Source organism: Actinomadura madurae (assembly GCF_900115095.1).
Lineage (GTDB): Bacteria > Actinomycetota > Actinomycetes > Streptosporangiales > Streptosporangiaceae > Spirillospora > Spirillospora madurae.
The window spans coordinates 327,335-343,642 of sequence record NZ_FOVH01000008.1 but is presented as its reverse complement, the minus strand read 5'-3'; the positions used below and the strand labels follow the sequence as shown (position 1 = coordinate 343,642).

The window sequence follows — 16,308 nt, the reverse complement described above, 5'->3', positions numbered from 1 at the left end:
TCAGAAGCGGCCGTCCAACAGGGCGCGCTTGTCGGGCTTTCCCGCGGCGGAGGTGGGGACGGCGGGCACGACGGTGATCGTCCGCGGAACGCTGTCCGCGCCGAGCTCGTCCCGGACGAGGTCGCGCAGCGCCCCGCCGCCCGGACGGCGCCCGTGCGCCGGGACGACGAACGCGTGCACGGCCTCGCCCGTCTCCTCGTCGGGGGCGCCGGCCACGTACGCCTCGGCGACGTCCGGATGCCCGGCCAGGACCCGCTCGATCGGGCCGGCGTACACCACCATGGCGTTCACCATGATCACGTCGCGGGCGCGGCCCGACAGGTGCAGGCGGCCGTGCTCGTCCAGGCGGCCGAGGTCGCGGGTGCGCAGCCGGCCGTCCCGCAGGACGTCCCGCGTCTCGCCGGGGTCGTCCCAGTAGCCCGTCATCATGGACGGGCTGCGCACGAGGATCTCGCCCGTCCCGGCCTCGACGTCGATCTCGACGCCCGGATGCGGGCGGCCGACCGAGGCCAGGTCGCCCGCCGCGATGCCGGCGGGCGTCAGCATCGAGATGGAACCCGCCTCCGTCTGCCCGTACCCGTTGTAGACGACCGGGCCGAGCCGCTCCACGGCCTCCGCGAGCCGGTGCGGCCCGAGCGGCGACCCCGACACCATCAGCGCCCGCAGGCTCCGGGCCGCGCCCGGATCGTCCCGCAGGAGACCGAGCATCCGGCCGAGCCGCGGGACGGTCACGATGGAGCCGGTGATCCCGTACCGCTCGATCGCGTACGGGAACAGGGGCCGGCCGTCGTCCTCGGGGATCACCGCGGTGCCGCCGCCGAGCAGGCACGGCGCGAGGAACTCGAAGACGACCATGCTGGCCAGCGTGCCGAACAGCAGGTACCGCTCGAACGCCGCGGCGAACTCCGCCGCGACCGGCCCCCAGGCGCGCGGCTGCCACGCCCAGTGCTCGCTCAGCGCCCGGTAGGTGATCGCGCAGCCCTTCGGCCGCCCGGTGCTGCCGCTGGTGAACGCCAGCAGCGCCACGTCGTCCGGGCGGGCCGTGATGTCGAGCGCCTGCCGCCGGCCGTCCAGCAGGGTCCCGAGCGGCAGGACCCGGAGCGTCCCGGCCGCCGCGAGCATCTCCGGCGTCGCGCCCGGCGCGTCCACGAGGACGGCGTCCACGCCCATGCCCAGCACGTGCGCGAGCTGCCCGGCCGGATACCCGGGCCGCACGCCGACGACCCGGCAGCCGACCACGTGCGCGGCGATCTGCGCGGCGAACGCCTCCGGCGAGACCTCGGCGCGGACGGCGAGGCCCGTCCCCGGGCGGAACCCCGCGTCCCGCAGCCCGGCCGCCGCCGTGCCGATGAGCCCCAGCAGCTCGCCCCGGGAGACGACCCGGCCGGCGTGCTCGAACGCCGGGGTGCGCGGCGACTCCCGCAGCGCGGCGAGAAGGGATCCCGGAAAAAGGCTCATTGCTCGGCTCCCCGGTTCCGCGGACAATGCGTTCACCCGTGAACGTAGGCGGCGCGCATCAGAATCCGATCAGAGGACGGAGTCGCCATGAAGGTGATCGGCGCGGGATTCGGCAGGACGGGCACGGCCTCGCTCAAGGCCGCGCTGGAGGAGCTCGGCCTCGGCCCCTGCTACCACATGTCGGTGGTCATCGCCGAGCCGCGGCGCGTCCGGCAGTGGCTCGACATCGGCGAGGGCCGCTCCACCGGCTGGGACGAGGTGTTCGCCGGTTTCGAGTCCGCGCTCGACTGGCCCGCCGCGTCCTACTGGCGGGAACTCGCCGAGCACTATCCCGAGGCGAAGGTGGTCCTGACCGTCCGCGACCCGGAGCGCTGGTACGAGAGCGTCAGCACGACCATCTTCGCCCGCGCCCTGGAGGAGCGCCGCCTGCCCCTCCGCCGGCGGATCGTCCGGTGGCTGGTGGCGCGGCGGTCGCCGGACTTCGCGCTCTACCCGCGGATGGCTCGCGCGACCGTCCACGACCGCGTCTTCGGCGGGCGCATCGGCGACCGCGACCACGTCCTCGGCGTCTACGAGCGGCACATCGCCGAGGTGCGGGCCGCGCTCCCGCCCGAGCGCCTCCTGGTCTTCGACGTCGCCGACGGCTGGAAGCCGCTGTGCGCGTTCCTCGGCGTCCCCGTGCCGGACGAGCCGTTCCCGCGGTCCAACGAGCGCGCGGAATGGCACCGCAAGCGCCCCCGCCGCCTGGCCCGGCTGATCCTGCGCGGCCGGTGACCGGGACGGCGAAGGGCCCCGGAGACCGGGGCCCTTCGGAGGTGGAGCGGGATCAGTAGCTGGGCTGGCTGGGGTCGATCTGGTTGACCCACGCCAGGATGCCGCCGCCGACGTGGACGGCGTCGCCGAAGCCGGCGCTCTTCACGACGGCGAGCGCCTCGGCGGAGCGGACGCCCGACTTGCAGTGCAGGACGATCTTCTTGTCCTGCGGGAGGCGCTCCAGCGCGGAGCCGTTCAGGAACTCGCCCTTCGGGATCAGCGTCGCGCCCGGGATCGAGACGATCTCGTACTCGTTGGGCTCGCGGACGTCCACGAGGAAGATGTCGTCGCCGCGGTCCTGCATGCCCTTGAGGTCCTGGACGGAGATCGTGGAGTCCTTCGCCGCCTCGCTGGCCTCCTCGGAGACCGCGCCGCAGAAGGCCTCGTAGTCCTCCAGCAGCTCGGTCTGCGTCGGGTTCTTGCCGCACAGCGGGCACTCGGGGTCCTTGCGGACCTTGACCGACCGGTACGCCATCTCCAGCGCGTCGTAGATCATCAGGCGGCCGACGAGCGGCTCGCCGATGCCGGTCAGCAGCTTGATGGCCTCGTTCACCTGGATGGAGCCGATAGACGCGCACAGGACGCCGAGCACCCCGCCCTCCGCGCAGGACGGCACCATGCCGGGCGGCGGCGGCTCGGGGTAGAGGCAGCGGTAGCAGGGGCCGTGCTCGGCCCAGAAGACGGACGCCTGCCCGTCGAACCGGTAGATCGACCCCCACACGTACGGCTTGCCGAGCAGCACGGCCGCGTCGTTCACCATGTAGCGCGTCGCGAAGTTGTCGGTGCCGTCCACGATGAGGTCGTAGCCGGCGAAGATGTCCATGATGTTGTCGCGGTCGAGCGCGGTGTCGTGCACGACCACGTCGATCAGCGGGTTGATCTCGCGGACGGTCTCGGCGGCCGACTCCACCTTGGGCTTCCCGAGGGAGGACTGCCGGTGGATGATCTGGCGCTGCAGGTTGGACTCGTCCACGACGTCGAAGTCGATGACGCCGAGCGTGCCCACGCCGGCCGCGGCCAGGTAGAGCAGGGCGGGGGAGCCGAGGCCGCCCGCGCCGACGACCAGGACCTTGGCGTTCTTGAGGCGCTTCTGCCCGGCCATGCCCACGTCGGGGATGATCAGGTGCCGCGAGTAGCGGTTGACCTCGTCGCGGGTGAGCTCCGGGGCGGGCTCGACCAGAGGTGGCAACGACACGGTGGATGCTCCTGTGCTGACGCTGGCGTTACGGAGGGCGGGACTACGTCGTCCTCACCCGCACAACCCTGCCATGTGCCGCCGCATTCCCGGTCGCCCGCCCCGCCGGGAAAGCCCATGTCACGACGTGCCGGACGGGGCCGTTACCTGGATGACAGGCGGAATATCGCGAAGCGCCGTTAATCTTGACTGTTGTGGCATTCCTGCCCCCTTCTCAGCAGCCGCCCCCGCCGCGGCCCCCGCATCGGCCCGGCATGCCCGCGAATCCCGGCGCGCCCGGCGGTCCGGGCGCGCCCGGCGCCGGCCCTCCGCCGGGCGGCCCGCACGGCGGCCCCCACGGCGGCCCCCACGGCGGCCCCCACGGCGGCCCCCACGGCGGCCCCCACGGCGGCCCCCACGGCGGCCCCTACGGCGGCCCGCCACGGCCGATGGGTCCGCCGCCGCGCCCGCCGGGCACGGCCGGCCGGCCGACGGTGCTGGGCCTGACCGGGCGCCAGTGGATGGTCGTGGCACTGGTCATCGGCTGCTGCTACCTGGTCACCACCGGGATCTCCCTCACCGGCGCGTGGACGACCCTCAACCGCGAGCCCACGGCCGCCGAGCTGCGCATCGCCGCCGACAAGGAGGTCGCGCGCCGCTGGCAGGCCTGGCCCGCGCGGCGCGTCTTCCCGCAGAAGATCAGCTACCGGCCGCCGGGCAACCGCGTCGAGTACGCCACCAGGACCGGCATCGTCCCCGACACCGGCTGCGCCCAGGCGGTCGACGAGGAGATCGCGAGGACGGTCGGGAAGCACGGCTGCCGTGCCGTCCTGCGCGCCACCTACGTCGACCAGCTCCAGGGCATCGTCGTCACCGTGGGCGTGGTGGCGTTCCCCGACGTGTGGAAGGCCGACAAGGCGTACAAGGAACTGCCCGGCTCGCAGGGCCCGGACGGGTCCGGCACGGTGCGGCCCGCGCTGCACGCCGCCGCCTTCCCGGGCACGGCGTCCGCCCGGTTCACCGACAAGGCCAGGCAGGACCGCACGATCGACCGCGGCGGCCCGTACGTGGTGCTGACGACGTCAGGCCAGGCCGACGGGCGCCCCGCGTCCGCCGTCACCAAGCGCCGGCCGGGCGAGCCGTTCGCGCCGGCCCCGCAGATCGGCCACGCCATCGCGCGGACCATGGCGGCCAAGGCGCTGCCCGACTGCGACCAGCCGGAGTGGCGATGCTGACGGGGGAGCGGGCGCGGCGGCGCGGCCTGGCGGCGGGCGTGGGCGCGGCGATGCTGGCCGGGAGCTGGCTCATGCCCGTCCATGCGCACGCCGACGAGGTCAGGGACCGGCAGCAGCCGATCTTCGGCATCCTCGGCATGGAGGCCGCCTGGAAGGTCACCAGGGGCGCCGGCGTGACCGTCGCGGTCGTCGACTCCGGCGTCGACCCGGAGCAGGCGGACCTGCGCGGCAAGGTCACCACCGGCCCCAACATGCTCGCCGAGGTCGACGCCGGGACGCAGCCCAAGCGGCTGCACGGCACGGGGATGGCCTCGCTGATCGCCGGCCAGGGCCACGGCCCCGGCGGCGGCTCCGGCGTCATGGGGATGGCGCCGCAGGCCCGCATTCTCGCGATCCGCGCGATCGGCGAGAAGGAGGACGCCAGCTACATCCGCTACCGGACGTCCGAGAAGGCCGACGAGGCGGTCGCCCGCGGCATCCGCTACGCCGCCGACCACGGCGCCGACGTCATCAACCTCTCGCTGGGCAAGAACGAGGAGGTGCCGGCGGAGCGCGCGGCCATCGGCTACGCCATCGGCAAGGGCGTCGTGGTGGTCTCGGCGGTCGGCAACGACGGCGAGGACGCGGGCGCCCTGGACGGCGACGGGTTCGCGCCGTACTCCTACCCGGCGTCCTACCCGGGCGTCATCGCGGTGGCGGCGACGGAGCCGGGCCACACCCGCGCGTCGTTCTCCAACCGGAACTACTCGGTGGTGCTGTCCGCGCCGGGCGCGGGCCTGCCCGTCGCCGGCCCGAACGGGCAGTACTTCGTCAGCAGCGGCACCAGCGACTCCAGCGCGCTCGTCTCCGGTGTCGCCGCGCTGATCCGCTCGAAGCACCCGAAGATGGCGCCCGCGCTGGTGTCGCAGGCGCTGCTGCAGAGCGCCCGGAGCGGCCCCTCGGGCGGCTACGACCCGGAGATCGGGTTCGGCGAGGTGCACGCGGCCCGCGCGCTGTCGGCGGCGGACTCGCTGGCCTCGGCGCGGCCGGGCCCGGCGCAGGCCAAGCCCGCCGAGAAGCGGTTCGGCGAGGAGGACCCCGGCCCGGTGGAGGTCATCGAGCGGCCGATGTGGGTCCGCCCGGTGATCACCGTGCTGCTGCTGCTCGGCATCGGCGGGACGATCGCCGCGGCCGGGATCGCGATCACGTTCCGCCGCCGCCACCCCAAGCACCCGGCGGGACCGGGTCCCGGCGGGCCGCCGATGGGCGCTCCCGCCCCGGCCGGGCCGCCGCTGGGCGGGCACCCGGCGGGGCCTCCCGCGGGCAGGCCGCCGATGGGCGGACCCCCGGCGGGCGGCTCCCGGCCGGACGGGCCGCCGGGCCCCCCGTCCTGACCCAGGGTGGGCTCCGCCGGCGGGCGCCGCGGTGTACCTGCGCGGTGCGCCGGGTTCGGGAGAATGATCGGATGTGGTCCGAACCTGACGAGTACGCCGAGGCCGTGCTGGACGCGGTGGAGCGGATCCCGCCGGGCCGCGTCCTGTCCTACGGCGACGTGGCCGAGCTGGTGGGGCGGGGCGGGCCGCGGCAGGTCGGGCGGGTGATGTCGCTGTACGGGGGCGCCGTCCCGTGGTGGCGGGTGATCCGGGCGGACGGCAACCCGCCGAGCGGCCTGGAGATCGAGGCCCGCGAGAACTACCGCGCCGAGGGGACGCCCCTGCGCCCGGACGGGCGCCGCGTCGACATGGGCCGCGCCCGGTGGACGGGTCCCGCGACCTGACGCCGCGGCGTTGGTTTTCTCCTGCGCGACATGCGTGCGTTGTGGTCAGAACAGCCCCGGCGATCTGTTCCAATGAACTGTTGTGCCATCTGCCTCCTACCGTCTCGTGCGCCGCGCGGGCCCCGCGCGGACCGTCCCGCCCGTGCTCGACGAGCAGCAGCGGCGGGTGGTCGAGCATGCCGGCGGGCCGATGCTGGTGCTGGCGGGGCCGGGCACGGGCAAGACGACGACGATCGTGGAGGCGGTCGTCGACCGCATCGAGAACCGCGGCGCCGACCCGGAGCGCGTCCTCGTCCTGACGTTCAGCCGGAAGGCGGCGGGCGAGCTGCGGGAGCGCATCACCGGCCGCCTCCACCGGACCACGCGGACGCCGCTCGCGCTCACGTTCCACAGCTACGCCTACGCGCTGATCCGGCGGGACGCGGTGCTGCACGAGGAGCCGGCACCGCGCCTGCTGTCCGGGCCGGAGCAGCTGCTCGAAGTGCGGCGGCTGCTGGAGGGGGAGCTGGCGGACGGCGCGCGCGACTGGCCGGAGCGGCTCCGGGCGGCCCTGGCCACGCGCGGGTTCGCCGAGGAACTGCGCGACTTCACCCTGCGCGCGGTCGAGCGGCAGTACGTCGCGGAAGACCTCGTTGCCCTCGGGCGGATGAGGGGCCGTGACGACTGGGCCGCCATCGGCGGGTTCATGGAGCGGTATGTGGACCGCTTCCTGCTCGACCCCGTCCCCACCTACGACTACGGCGAGCTGATCCACATGGCCGCCGGCATGCTGGCGGACGAGGAGGTGCGGATCCGCGAACGCGACGCCTACGACGTCGTCTTCGTGGACGAGTACCAGGACACCGACCCCGCGCAGGAGGCGCTGCTGCACCACCTGGCGGGGGAGGGGCGCGACCTCGTCGTCGTCGGCGACCCGGACCAGTCCATCTACGGGTTCCGGGGCGCCGACGTGCGCGGCATCCAGGAGTTCCCGAACCGGTTCCCGACGCTGGACGGCGACCCCGCGCCCGTGGTCGCGCTCCGGACGTGCCGCCGGATGGGCCCCGAGATCCTCGCCGCGTCGCGCCGGATCGCGCGCCGCCTGCCCGCCGGGTCGGCCGGGGCCGCCGAGCACCGCGCGCTGCGGCCCGTGGAGGACCTGGACGAGGGCGAGGTGCGCGCGGTGATCGCCGACTCCGAGAGCCAGGAGTCCGCCCTGGTCGCCGACGAGCTGCGGCGGGCCCACCTGCTCGACGGCGTGCCGTGGTCGCGCATGGCGGTCCTCGTGCGCAGCGCCGTCCGGCAGGTTCCGGTGCTGCGCCGCGCCCTCGCCCAGGCGGGCGTGCCGGTCGTCGTCGCGGGCGACGAGGTCCCGCTGATCGCCGAGCCCGCCGTCCGCCCGTTCCTCGTCCTGCTGCGCGCGGCGCTGAAGAAGGGCTTCCTGGACGAGGTCGTCGCGGAAGACCTGCTCACGGGGCCGCTGGGCGGCGCCGACGCGCTGGCCATGCGCCGCCTCAAGCGCGCCCTGCGCGACCTGGAGGAGCTGTCGGGCGGGCAGCGGCCCCTGGGCGAGCTCCTGGTGGCGGCGGTGAACGACCCGCGCGAGCTGATCCTCGTCCACGAGAGGGTCCGCGCGCCGGCCGAGCGGATCGCGCACCTGATCGAGGTGGCGCGGCGCAGCGTCCACGAGGGCGGCACCGCCGAGGACGTCCTGTGGGCCGTGTGGCAGGAGAGCGGGCAGGGCGACGTGCTGCTGGAGCAGAGCGTCAAGGGCGGGACGCGAGGCGCGGCGGCCGACCGCGACCTCGACGCCGTGGTGGCGCTGTTCGACCATGCCGCGCGGTTCGTCGACCGGCTCCCCCAGGCGGGCCCCGAGCTGTTCGTCGACAACATCGCCGCGCAGGAGATCGCGGGCGACACGCTGGCCGAGCAGGCGCCCGCGGGCGAGGCCGTCCGGATCCTCACCGCGCACCGCTCCAAGGGGCTGGAGTGGGACGTGGTCGTCGTCGCGGGCGTCCAGGAGGGCGTCTGGCCGGACGTGCGCCTGCGCGGCTCCCTGCTCGGCGTCGAGGAGCTGATGGAGCACGCGGCCGGGGCCGAACCGGACGGGGACGCCGCGGCCGGCGCCTCCCTGGCCGCCAAGATGCTGGACGAGGAACGCCGCCTGTTCTACGTGGCGGTGACGCGGGCGCGCAAGCGCCTCGTCGTGACCGCGGTCGGCGGCGACGACACGGAGGAGCGGCCGTCCCGGTTCCTGAACGAGCTGCTCCCGGGCGCGATCGAGCAGTCGCAACTGGACGAGAAGACCCGGTGGCTGTCCCTGTCCGCGCTGGTGGCCGACCTGCGTTCGGCGGTCGCGGACCCGTCCCGTCCCGAGCCGCTGCGCCGCGCCGCCGCCGCCCACCTCGCCCGCCTGGCGCGCGCGGGCGTGCGCGGCGCGAAACCCGAGAACTGGTACGCCATCACCGCGCTGTCCGACGAGGGGCCCGCGTTCGCCGAGGACGAGCCCATCACGATCTCGCCGTCCCAGGTCGAGGCGTTCACCACGTGCGGGCTGCGCTGGCTGCTCGCCTCCGCGGTCGGCGCCCAGGAGGGCGGGCCGAACGAGTACAGCACGATGGGCAAGGTCGTCCACGCGGTCGCCGAGATGGCCGGCGCCGACGACGGCATCGACGAGGTCCACGTCGCCGAGCGGCTCGACGAGATCTGGAACGACCTGGAGTTCCGCAGCTCCTGGTACTCCGACAAGCAGCGCGACCAGGCCGCGCGGATGGTCGACAGGTTCCTCGCCTGGCACCGCGACAACCCCAACGAGGTCGTCGCCCTGGAGGAGTCGTTCAAGGTCGACCTCGGCCGCGTCGTCATCAAGGGCCGCATCGACCGCGCCGAACGCGACGAGCAGGGCCGCGCGGTCATCATCGACATCAAGACGTCCTCCACCGCCGTCCCGAAGGACGACCTCGCCCGGCATCCGCAGCTCGGCGTGTACCAGTACGCGGTGATGCTCGGCGCGTTCGAGCGGCACGGGCTGATCGAGCCGGGCGGCGCCAAGCTCGTCCAGGTCGGGAAGGCCGCGTTCACGGCGAAGGCGCGGGAGCAGGAGCAGCCGCCGCCCGCCGAGGACGCCGACCCCGAGTGGCCGAAGAAGCTCATCGAGATCGTCGCGACCGGGATGGCCGGCGACGTCTTCCAGGCGCGGGCGAACGACAAGTGTCGCACCTGTCCCGTACGCTCCTGCTGTCCCGTGCACGACGAAGGCGGGCAGGTCGGCGACTGAACTAGCTCGGGGGGAGTGGGGTGATCACGCCGGGAGAGCTCGCCCGGCTGCTGGAGATCCCGGAGCCGACGGACGAGCAGGCCCGGGTGATCGAGGCGCCCATGGCGCCGATGGCGGTGATCGCCGGTGCCGGGTCGGGCAAGAGCGAGACGATGGCCGCACGGGTCGTGTGGCTGGTCGCGAACGGCTTCGTGCGCCCGGAGCGCGTCCTCGGCCTGACGTTCACCCGCAAGGCCGCGGCGGAGCTCGGCGTGCGCGTGCGCAAGCGCCTCGACACGCTGCGCGAGGTCCTGCCGGGCGACGAGCTGGAGCGCCTCGGCGGCGAGGCCCTGTTCGACGGCGAGCCGATGGTCTCCACGTACCACTCGTACGCGGCGCGGCTCTTCGGCGACCACGCCCTGCGCGAGGCGCTCGAACCGACGATGCGGCTGATCTCGCCGGCCGTCGCCTGGCAGATCTGCTCGCGGGTCGTCGACGCCTACAACGGCCCCATGGACCACATCGACTGGCAGCCCGACACGGTCACGAAGGCCGTCATGGAACTGGCCGGCGACCTGTCGGAGCACCTGCGGACGGCCGAGGACGTCCGCAGGGTCGGGGCCTGGCTGGACGAGCGGTTCGCCGCCGTGAGGAAGCCGCTCAAGGCGCAGCGCGACATCCTCGCCAAGCACGCGGTCCGCGAGCAGCTCATGCCGCTGATCGACGCGTACGCGCGCGCCAAGGCCGACCGGGAGGTCATCGACCACGGCGACCAGATGGCCCTCGCCGCCCGCATCGCCCACCGGCATCCCGAGGTCGGGATGATCGAGCGGTCCCGGTTCTCCGTCGTCCTGCTCGACGAGTACCAGGACACCAGCCAGGCGCAGCTCGTCCTGCTGCGGTCATTGTTCGCCGGCGGGCATCCGGTGACCGCGGTCGGCGACCCGTGCCAGTCGATCTACGGGTGGCGCGGCGCGAGCGCCGGGAACCTGCTGCGGTTCGCCCACGACTTCCCGCTGCGGCCGGCGGTCGGCGGGGGGCGCCCGGTCCCGGCGCCGGTCGTCCAGCTCAGCCGGTCGTTCCGGAACGGGGAGCAGATCCTGGAGGCCGCGGCCAAGATCCAGGAGGAGCTGCGGGCCGAGACGAAGGCCGTCCCGCGCCTCGTCCCCGGCGCCGGGCGCGAGGGGCGCGGACGCGTCGAGTGCGCGCTCTTCCCCACCGTCGAGGACGAGGCCGACCGCATCGCCGCGCGCATCGCCGGCCTCATGGCCGCCGACCCCGGCACCGCGCCCGACGGCGGGCCCCAGCCCGAGCCCCTCCAGTACTCCGACGTCGCCGTGCTCGCCCGGAAGCGGTCGCAGTTCCCGCTGGTCCGGCGGGCACTGGAGGCGCGCGGGATCCCGGTCGAGGTGGTCGGCCTCGGCGGGCTCCTCACCGTCCCGGAGGTGCAGGACGTCGTCGCCACCCTGCGCGCCGTCCACGACCCCACCGCCGGCGCGTCCCTCGCCCGTCTCCTCACCGGCCCGCGCTGGCGCCTCGGCCCCCGCGACCTCGTCGCGCTCGGGCGCCGGGCCCGCGCGCTCGCCCAGGAGGCCGCCCGCGACGTCACCCCACCCCCAGCCACCCCACCCGCCCTCAACTCCGGCACCGCGGGTGAACCCGGCGCCGCGGAGAAAACCGGCGCCGCGGGTGGTTCCGGTGCCGCGGGTGGTTTTGGCGCCGCGGGGGAGCCCGGTGCCGCGGGTGTTTCTGGTGCCGGGGGTGTTTCTGGTGCCGGGGGTGGATCCGGCGCCGCGGGGAAAATCGGCGCCGCGGGGGAGCCCGGCGCCGTGAGCGAATCCGGCGCCGCGAGCGAACCTGGTGCCGTGAGTGAATCTGGCGCCGCGGGGAAGTCCCGCGCTGCGGAAGAGTCCGGCGCTGCGGGGGAATTCGGCGCCGGCGACCGGGGGGACGCGGGTCGGGGGGAAAACGGCGCGGGGGAGTCCGCCGGGGAGGATCCGCTCCGGCAGCTCGTCAGCGAGCTGAACCAGGAGACCGGCAGCCTCGTCGACGCGCTCGACGACCTCGGCGACCCGGAGGCGTACTCGCCGGAGGGGTACCGGCGGCTCCGGCGGCTCCGCGACGAGCTGCGGTCGCTGCGCTCCCAGGTCGGCCTGCCGCTTCCCGACCTCGTCAGCGAGGTGGAGCGCGCCCTCGGCCTCGACATCGAGGTCGCCGCCCGGTCGGGGCTCGACCCGGTGACCGCGCGCGCCGACCTGGACGCCTTCATCGACGCCGCCGCCACGTTCGCCGGCGACGCCGAGGACCCGACGCTCGGCGCCTTCCTCGCCTACCTCAAGGCCGCCGAGACCGAGGAGTTCGGGCTGGAGGCCGGGCGGGTCGGCGAGACCAACAGCGTGAAGCTCCTCACCGTCCACGCGTCCAAGGGGCTGGAGTGGCCGGTGGTCGTCGTGCCCGGCCTGTCGTTCGTCCCGCAGAAGAACGGCGGCCCGGCCAAGGGATCGATCTTCCCGTCGCCGCCGCAGAACGCGACCCGCTGGACGGCGAACCCGCGCGTCCTGCCGTTCATGCTGCGCGGCGACCGCGCCGACCTGCCCGCGCTCACCGGCCTGGAGAAGGACGACCTCGCCGCGTTCGACCAGGCCTGCTCCGAACGTGACCTGCGGGAGGAGCGGCGGCTCGCCTACGTCGCGGTCACGCGCGCCTCCAGCCTGCTCATCACCACCGGCTACTGGTGGGGCGCGTCCGGCCGCCCGCTCGGCCCGTCGCCGTTCCTGGAAGAGGTGCGGTCGGTGTGCGGCGCCGGGGCCGGGACGGTGCCGGTGTGGGCCGAGCCGCCGGAAGAGGGCGCCGAGAACCCGCTGCTCGCCGACCCCGACGAGGCGCAGTGGCCCGTCGCCCCCGGCGAGCGCGGCCGGTCCGACCTCTCCGCCCGCGCCCGGTACGAGGCGGTCGTGGAGGCCGCTCGCATGGTCGGGGACGAGATCGCCGGGCGGACGCGCCACTGGGCGGGGGACGCCGGGCTGTCCGCCGCCGACCGGGCGCGCATGACCGCGTGGGCGCGCGACGTCGAGCTGCTCCTCGCCGAACGCGACCGGGGGCGCGGCGGCGACGGGCTCCTGGTCGAGCTGCCCGCCCACCTGTCGGTGTCGTCGCTGGTGTCGCTGGCCCGCGACCCGGCCGCGCTGGCCCGCCAGATCCGCCGCCCCATGCCGCGCCCGCCCGCCCCGTACGCGCGCCGCGGCACCGCGTTCCACGCCTGGCTGGAGAGCCGCTGGGGGCAGCAGCGCCTCCTCGACCCCGACGAGCTGCCCGGCGCGGCCGACGAGGGCGCCGCCGACGACGCGCACCTCGCGCGGCTGCGCGACCGCTTCGAGGAGTCGGAGTGGGCGGCGCGGGAACCGCTCGACATCGAGGTGCCGTTCGAGACGATCATCGGCGACCGGCTGGTCCGGGGCCGGATGGACGCGGTGTTCCGGTCCCGGGACGGCGGCTACGAGGTGGTCGACTGGAAGACCGGCGCGCCGCCGTCCGGGGACGAGGCCCGGTTCGCCGCGGTCCAGCTCGCCGCCTACCGGCTGGCCTGGGCGGAGCTGGCCGGGGTGGACGTCGCGCGGGTCAGCGCGGCGTTCCACTACGTCGCCGCCAACGTGACCGTCCGGCCTGCGGACCTGCTGGACGCCCGCGGCCTCGCCGCTCTCCTGGAGGACGTCCCCGCCGCGTGAGGAGTCTCACCGCCCCCTGTTCACAATGGGTGGTTTCGGGGATGATCCGTGCAACCATCCCGAGGAGGCGACGTGACGGTGACCCATGAAGAGAAGGTCGTACGGGAGTTCTCCAAGCAGGCGGCGGGGTTCGCCGACCCGGAGCTGAACGTCGCGTTCACCCGCCATCTGGACCGGCTCGTGCGCTTCATGGACCCCGAGATCGACCAGGACGACGTCGTGCTGGAGGTCGCGGCCGGCACCGGGCTGGTGTCCCGCGCGATCGCCCGCCGCGTCCGGCACGTCACCGCGCTCGACCTCACGCCCGCGATGCTCGCCGAGGGGAAGCGGGCCGCCGACCACACCGGCCTCATGAACGTCACCTTCGCGCACGGCGACGCCACCGCCCTGCCCTACCTCGACCGGTCGTTCACGCTGGTCGTCACCCGCTTCTCGCTCCACCAGGTCGCCGACCCGGAGGCGGTGGTGAAGGAGATGGCCCGCGTCAGCCGGCCCGGCGCCGCGCTGATCATCGCCGACCTCGTCCGGCCGGCGGACCTGGAGGGGGACCTCGACCGCGTCGAGCGGCTGCGCGACCCCTCCCACGGGGTGACGCTCACCGAGGCGCGGATCGCGGAACTCCTCACGGCGGCGGGGGCCGAGGTGAAGCGCGCGGAAACCTTCGACGTCTCGCGCCCGCTCGACCCGTGGCTGGAGTTCTCCCACACCCCGGCCGACGTCGCGGAGCAGATCAGGGACGCGCTGCGGGACGAGCTGGCGGGCGGGCCGGCCACCGGCATGCGCCCGAGCTCCGTCGACGGCGTCCTGCACTTCACGCACTCGTATCTCTTCCAGCAGGCGATCGCCGGGTAACGTTTTCGACCAAGTGTTCGACGCGTGTCGCTCGTGTGTTCTATGTTGTCGAACATGGGTTCTAGTAACGTGCGCTCCCTCGATCGCGAGCCGGCCGCGCTGGCGATGCGCATCGGCGTCGTCGCGGCCGAGGCCGCCCTCGCCACCTTCGCCCGCCACCTCGACCTGGACGACCTCGAGGACGGCGTCGACTTCCAGGGCGCCATCGGGCCCGCCGAGTGGCCCGTGTTCTCCCTGGTCATCGACACGCTCGCGGAGGCGGGCCCCGGCGACCGGCGGAGCCTGGACGAGCGCCGCGCGGACGCCCTCAACGACCTCGCCCGCATCTGCATGGCCGCCAAGAACCGCGGCGCCGCCTGACCCCGGGCCGGGCACGCCCGGGGCCCCGCGGCCTTGGGCCCGGGCGCTGCCCTCAGCGGGCCGTCAGGGCCGCGCCCTTGACCTTGCCGGTGCTGGTGCGCGGGAGTTCGCGGACGAACCGGACGTCCCGCGGCACCTTGAAGCGGGCCAGGTGCTTCTTCACGTATTCCCTGACGTCGTCCTCGGTGAGGTCGGCGTCCGCGGCGCGCACGACGTAGGCGGCGAGCCGCTGGCCGAACCGCTCGTCGTCCACCCCGACCACCGACGCCTCCGCGATGTCCGGATGCTCGCCGAGCAGGCTTTCCACCTCGCCGGGGAACACGTTCTCCCCGCCCGAGACGATCATGTCGTCGGCGCGGCCGTCGATGAACAGCCGTCCCGCCTCGTCGACGTGCCCGAGGTCGCCGGTGCTCGTCAGGCCGTCCCGCACGCTCTTGCCGCCGCCCCCGGTGTACCCGGCGAACCGCAGGCCCCCGCCGGTGTGGATCTCGCCGGTCTGGCCGGCGGGCAGTTCCCGCCCGTCCGTGCCGAGGATCCTGATCGTGATCCCGAGCGACGGCCTGCCCACCGTGCCCGGGGCCTCCCGCAGATCCCGCGGGGTCGCGATCGTCGCCCAGCCGGTCTCCGTGGCGCCGTAGACGTTGACGAGCACGTCGCCGAACGCGTCCATGAACGCGTCCGACAGGTGCGGATGCAGCGCGGAGCCGCCGCACATGACCGCTCGCAGGGACGGAGTCCGCGGCGCGCCCTCCACCTCCAGGACGCGCTGGAGCATGACCGGGACCGCGACCAGCGCCTCCGCCCGGCAGTCCGCGATGGTCTCCAGCGTTGCCCGCGCGTCGAAGCGGCGGGACAGGACGAGCGGCATGCCCATCCCGAGCCCGACCGTCATGTAGGCGAAGCCGAGGATGTGGAAGAGCGGCGGCGCGACGACGACCGGCGCCCCCGACCGGACGGGGACCCGCATCAGATGGGTGAGCGCCGCCGGCAGGACCGACGAGAGCGACAGGTCGTGGCGGGCGCCCTTCGGCGTGCCGGTCGTCCCCGACGTCATCACGACGATGTGGCTGGTTCGCTCCGGCCGTATGGTCTCGGGTTCGGTGGTGGCGACCAGCGTGTCGATCGTCTCGCCGTCGCCGTCCTCCGTCCAGGCGAGCAGCCTCTTTCCAGAGAAGCCCGATTCGTCGACGGCCGCGCCGAACTCGTCGTCGTGGACGAGGAGCTCGATGCCTTCCCGTTCGGCGACCTGGCCGAGCTGCGTGCCGGAGAAGTCGGTGTTCAGCAGCACGACGTCGTTGCCCAGGCGGGACGCGGCGAGAACCGTCTCGACGAAGCCGCGGTGGTTCCGGCACAGAACGCCGACCTTGCCGTCGTCCACGCGGTTCTTCATGGCGGTGGCCAGCGCCGACGCCCGCCCTTCGAGGTCCGCGCAGGACAGCGCGCCGCGTTCGTCGATCAGGGCCGTCCGATCGGGGAAGCGCAGCGCGGACAACGCCCCGATCGTCGCCGGAACCGGACCGAACCGCGCGTAGGGGAACAGCATCCGCACGGCCCGGTCGGGCCGGACGGGCCGCAACGCGCCGGCGTCCCGCACGGCACGCGTCGCTCTGACACCAAGGCTCACGACGTGGCGCACCCGGTCAAGCACCTGCACGCATCTCCTGTCCGGGATTCTGGGGGCTGGGGTGGACGAGTCAGGC

General features: G+C 74.5%; 11 protein-coding genes. 8 read left to right on the top strand and 3 right to left on the bottom strand.

Going from position 1 to position 16,308, the window contains the following annotated elements:
• Complete coding sequence (locus BM339_RS23660; protein ID WP_075022224.1) at positions 1-1,458, bottom strand: class I adenylate-forming enzyme family protein; 1,458 nt, start codon at positions 1,456-1,458, stop codon at positions 1-3.
• 87 nt (positions 1,459-1,545) lie between these two features.
• Here BM339_RS23660 and BM339_RS23655 point away from each other — a divergent pair, with 87 nt between their 5' ends.
• Positions 1,546-2,232 (top strand): sulfotransferase family protein, encoded by a 687-nt coding sequence (locus BM339_RS23655; protein ID WP_075022223.1) that lies wholly within the window; start codon positions 1,546-1,548, stop codon positions 2,230-2,232.
• A 52-nt stretch (positions 2,233-2,284) separates the two neighbouring features.
• On the opposite strand, the gene moeZ is transcribed toward BM339_RS23655, so the two are convergent.
• On the bottom strand, positions 2,285-3,466 hold the full coding sequence (gene moeZ / locus BM339_RS23650; protein WP_021598297.1) for an adenylyltransferase/sulfurtransferase MoeZ: 1,182 nt from the start codon (positions 3,464-3,466) through the stop codon (positions 2,285-2,287).
• A gap of 254 nt (positions 3,467-3,720) precedes the next feature.
• On the opposite strand from moeZ, the gene BM339_RS50015 reads away from it, so the two are divergent.
• The 7 genes from BM339_RS50015 (at position 3,721) to BM339_RS23605 (ending at position 14,608) form a co-directional block, all read left to right on the top strand.
• Complete coding sequence (locus tag BM339_RS50015; protein ID WP_256255427.1) at positions 3,721-4,680, top strand: hypothetical protein; 960 nt, start codon at positions 3,721-3,723, stop codon at positions 4,678-4,680.
• A complete protein-coding gene (locus tag BM339_RS23635) occupies positions 4,674-6,053 on the top strand; it encodes a S8 family serine peptidase (RefSeq protein ID WP_075022221.1) in 1,380 nt (459 codons plus the stop codon). The genes BM339_RS50015 and BM339_RS23635 overlap by 7 nt, the downstream gene beginning before the upstream one ends.
• Positions 6,054-6,124: 71 nt before the next feature.
• Positions 6,125-6,436, top strand: coding sequence for an MGMT family protein (locus BM339_RS23630; protein WP_021599197.1), 312 nt, complete (start codon positions 6,125-6,127; stop codon positions 6,434-6,436).
• 82 nt (positions 6,437-6,518) lie between these two features.
• Entirely contained in the window at positions 6,519-9,692 is a 3,174-nt protein-coding gene (locus BM339_RS23625; RefSeq protein ID WP_075022220.1) for an ATP-dependent helicase, read from the top strand.
• Between the two features lie 20 nt (positions 9,693-9,712).
• Positions 9,713-13,396 carry an ATP-dependent helicase gene (locus BM339_RS51600; RefSeq protein WP_256255426.1) on the top strand — a complete coding sequence of 1,228 codons (3,684 nt, stop codon included), beginning with the start codon at positions 9,713-9,715 and terminating at the stop codon, positions 13,394-13,396.
• 72 nt (positions 13,397-13,468) lie between these two features.
• Positions 13,469-14,248: a class I SAM-dependent methyltransferase gene (locus BM339_RS23610; RefSeq protein ID WP_075022219.1), complete on the top strand. Its 780-nt coding sequence runs from the start codon at positions 13,469-13,471 to the stop codon at positions 14,246-14,248.
• A gap of 54 nt (positions 14,249-14,302) precedes the next feature.
• Positions 14,303-14,608: a hypothetical protein gene (locus BM339_RS23605; RefSeq protein ID WP_024935758.1), complete on the top strand. Its 306-nt coding sequence runs from the start codon at positions 14,303-14,305 to the stop codon at positions 14,606-14,608.
• Between the two features lie 52 nt (positions 14,609-14,660).
• On the opposite strand, the gene BM339_RS23600 is transcribed toward BM339_RS23605, so the two are convergent.
• Entirely contained in the window at positions 14,661-16,262 is a 1,602-nt protein-coding gene (locus BM339_RS23600) for an AMP-binding protein (RefSeq protein ID WP_256255425.1), read from the bottom strand.
• Positions 16,263-16,308 lie beyond the last annotated feature (46 nt).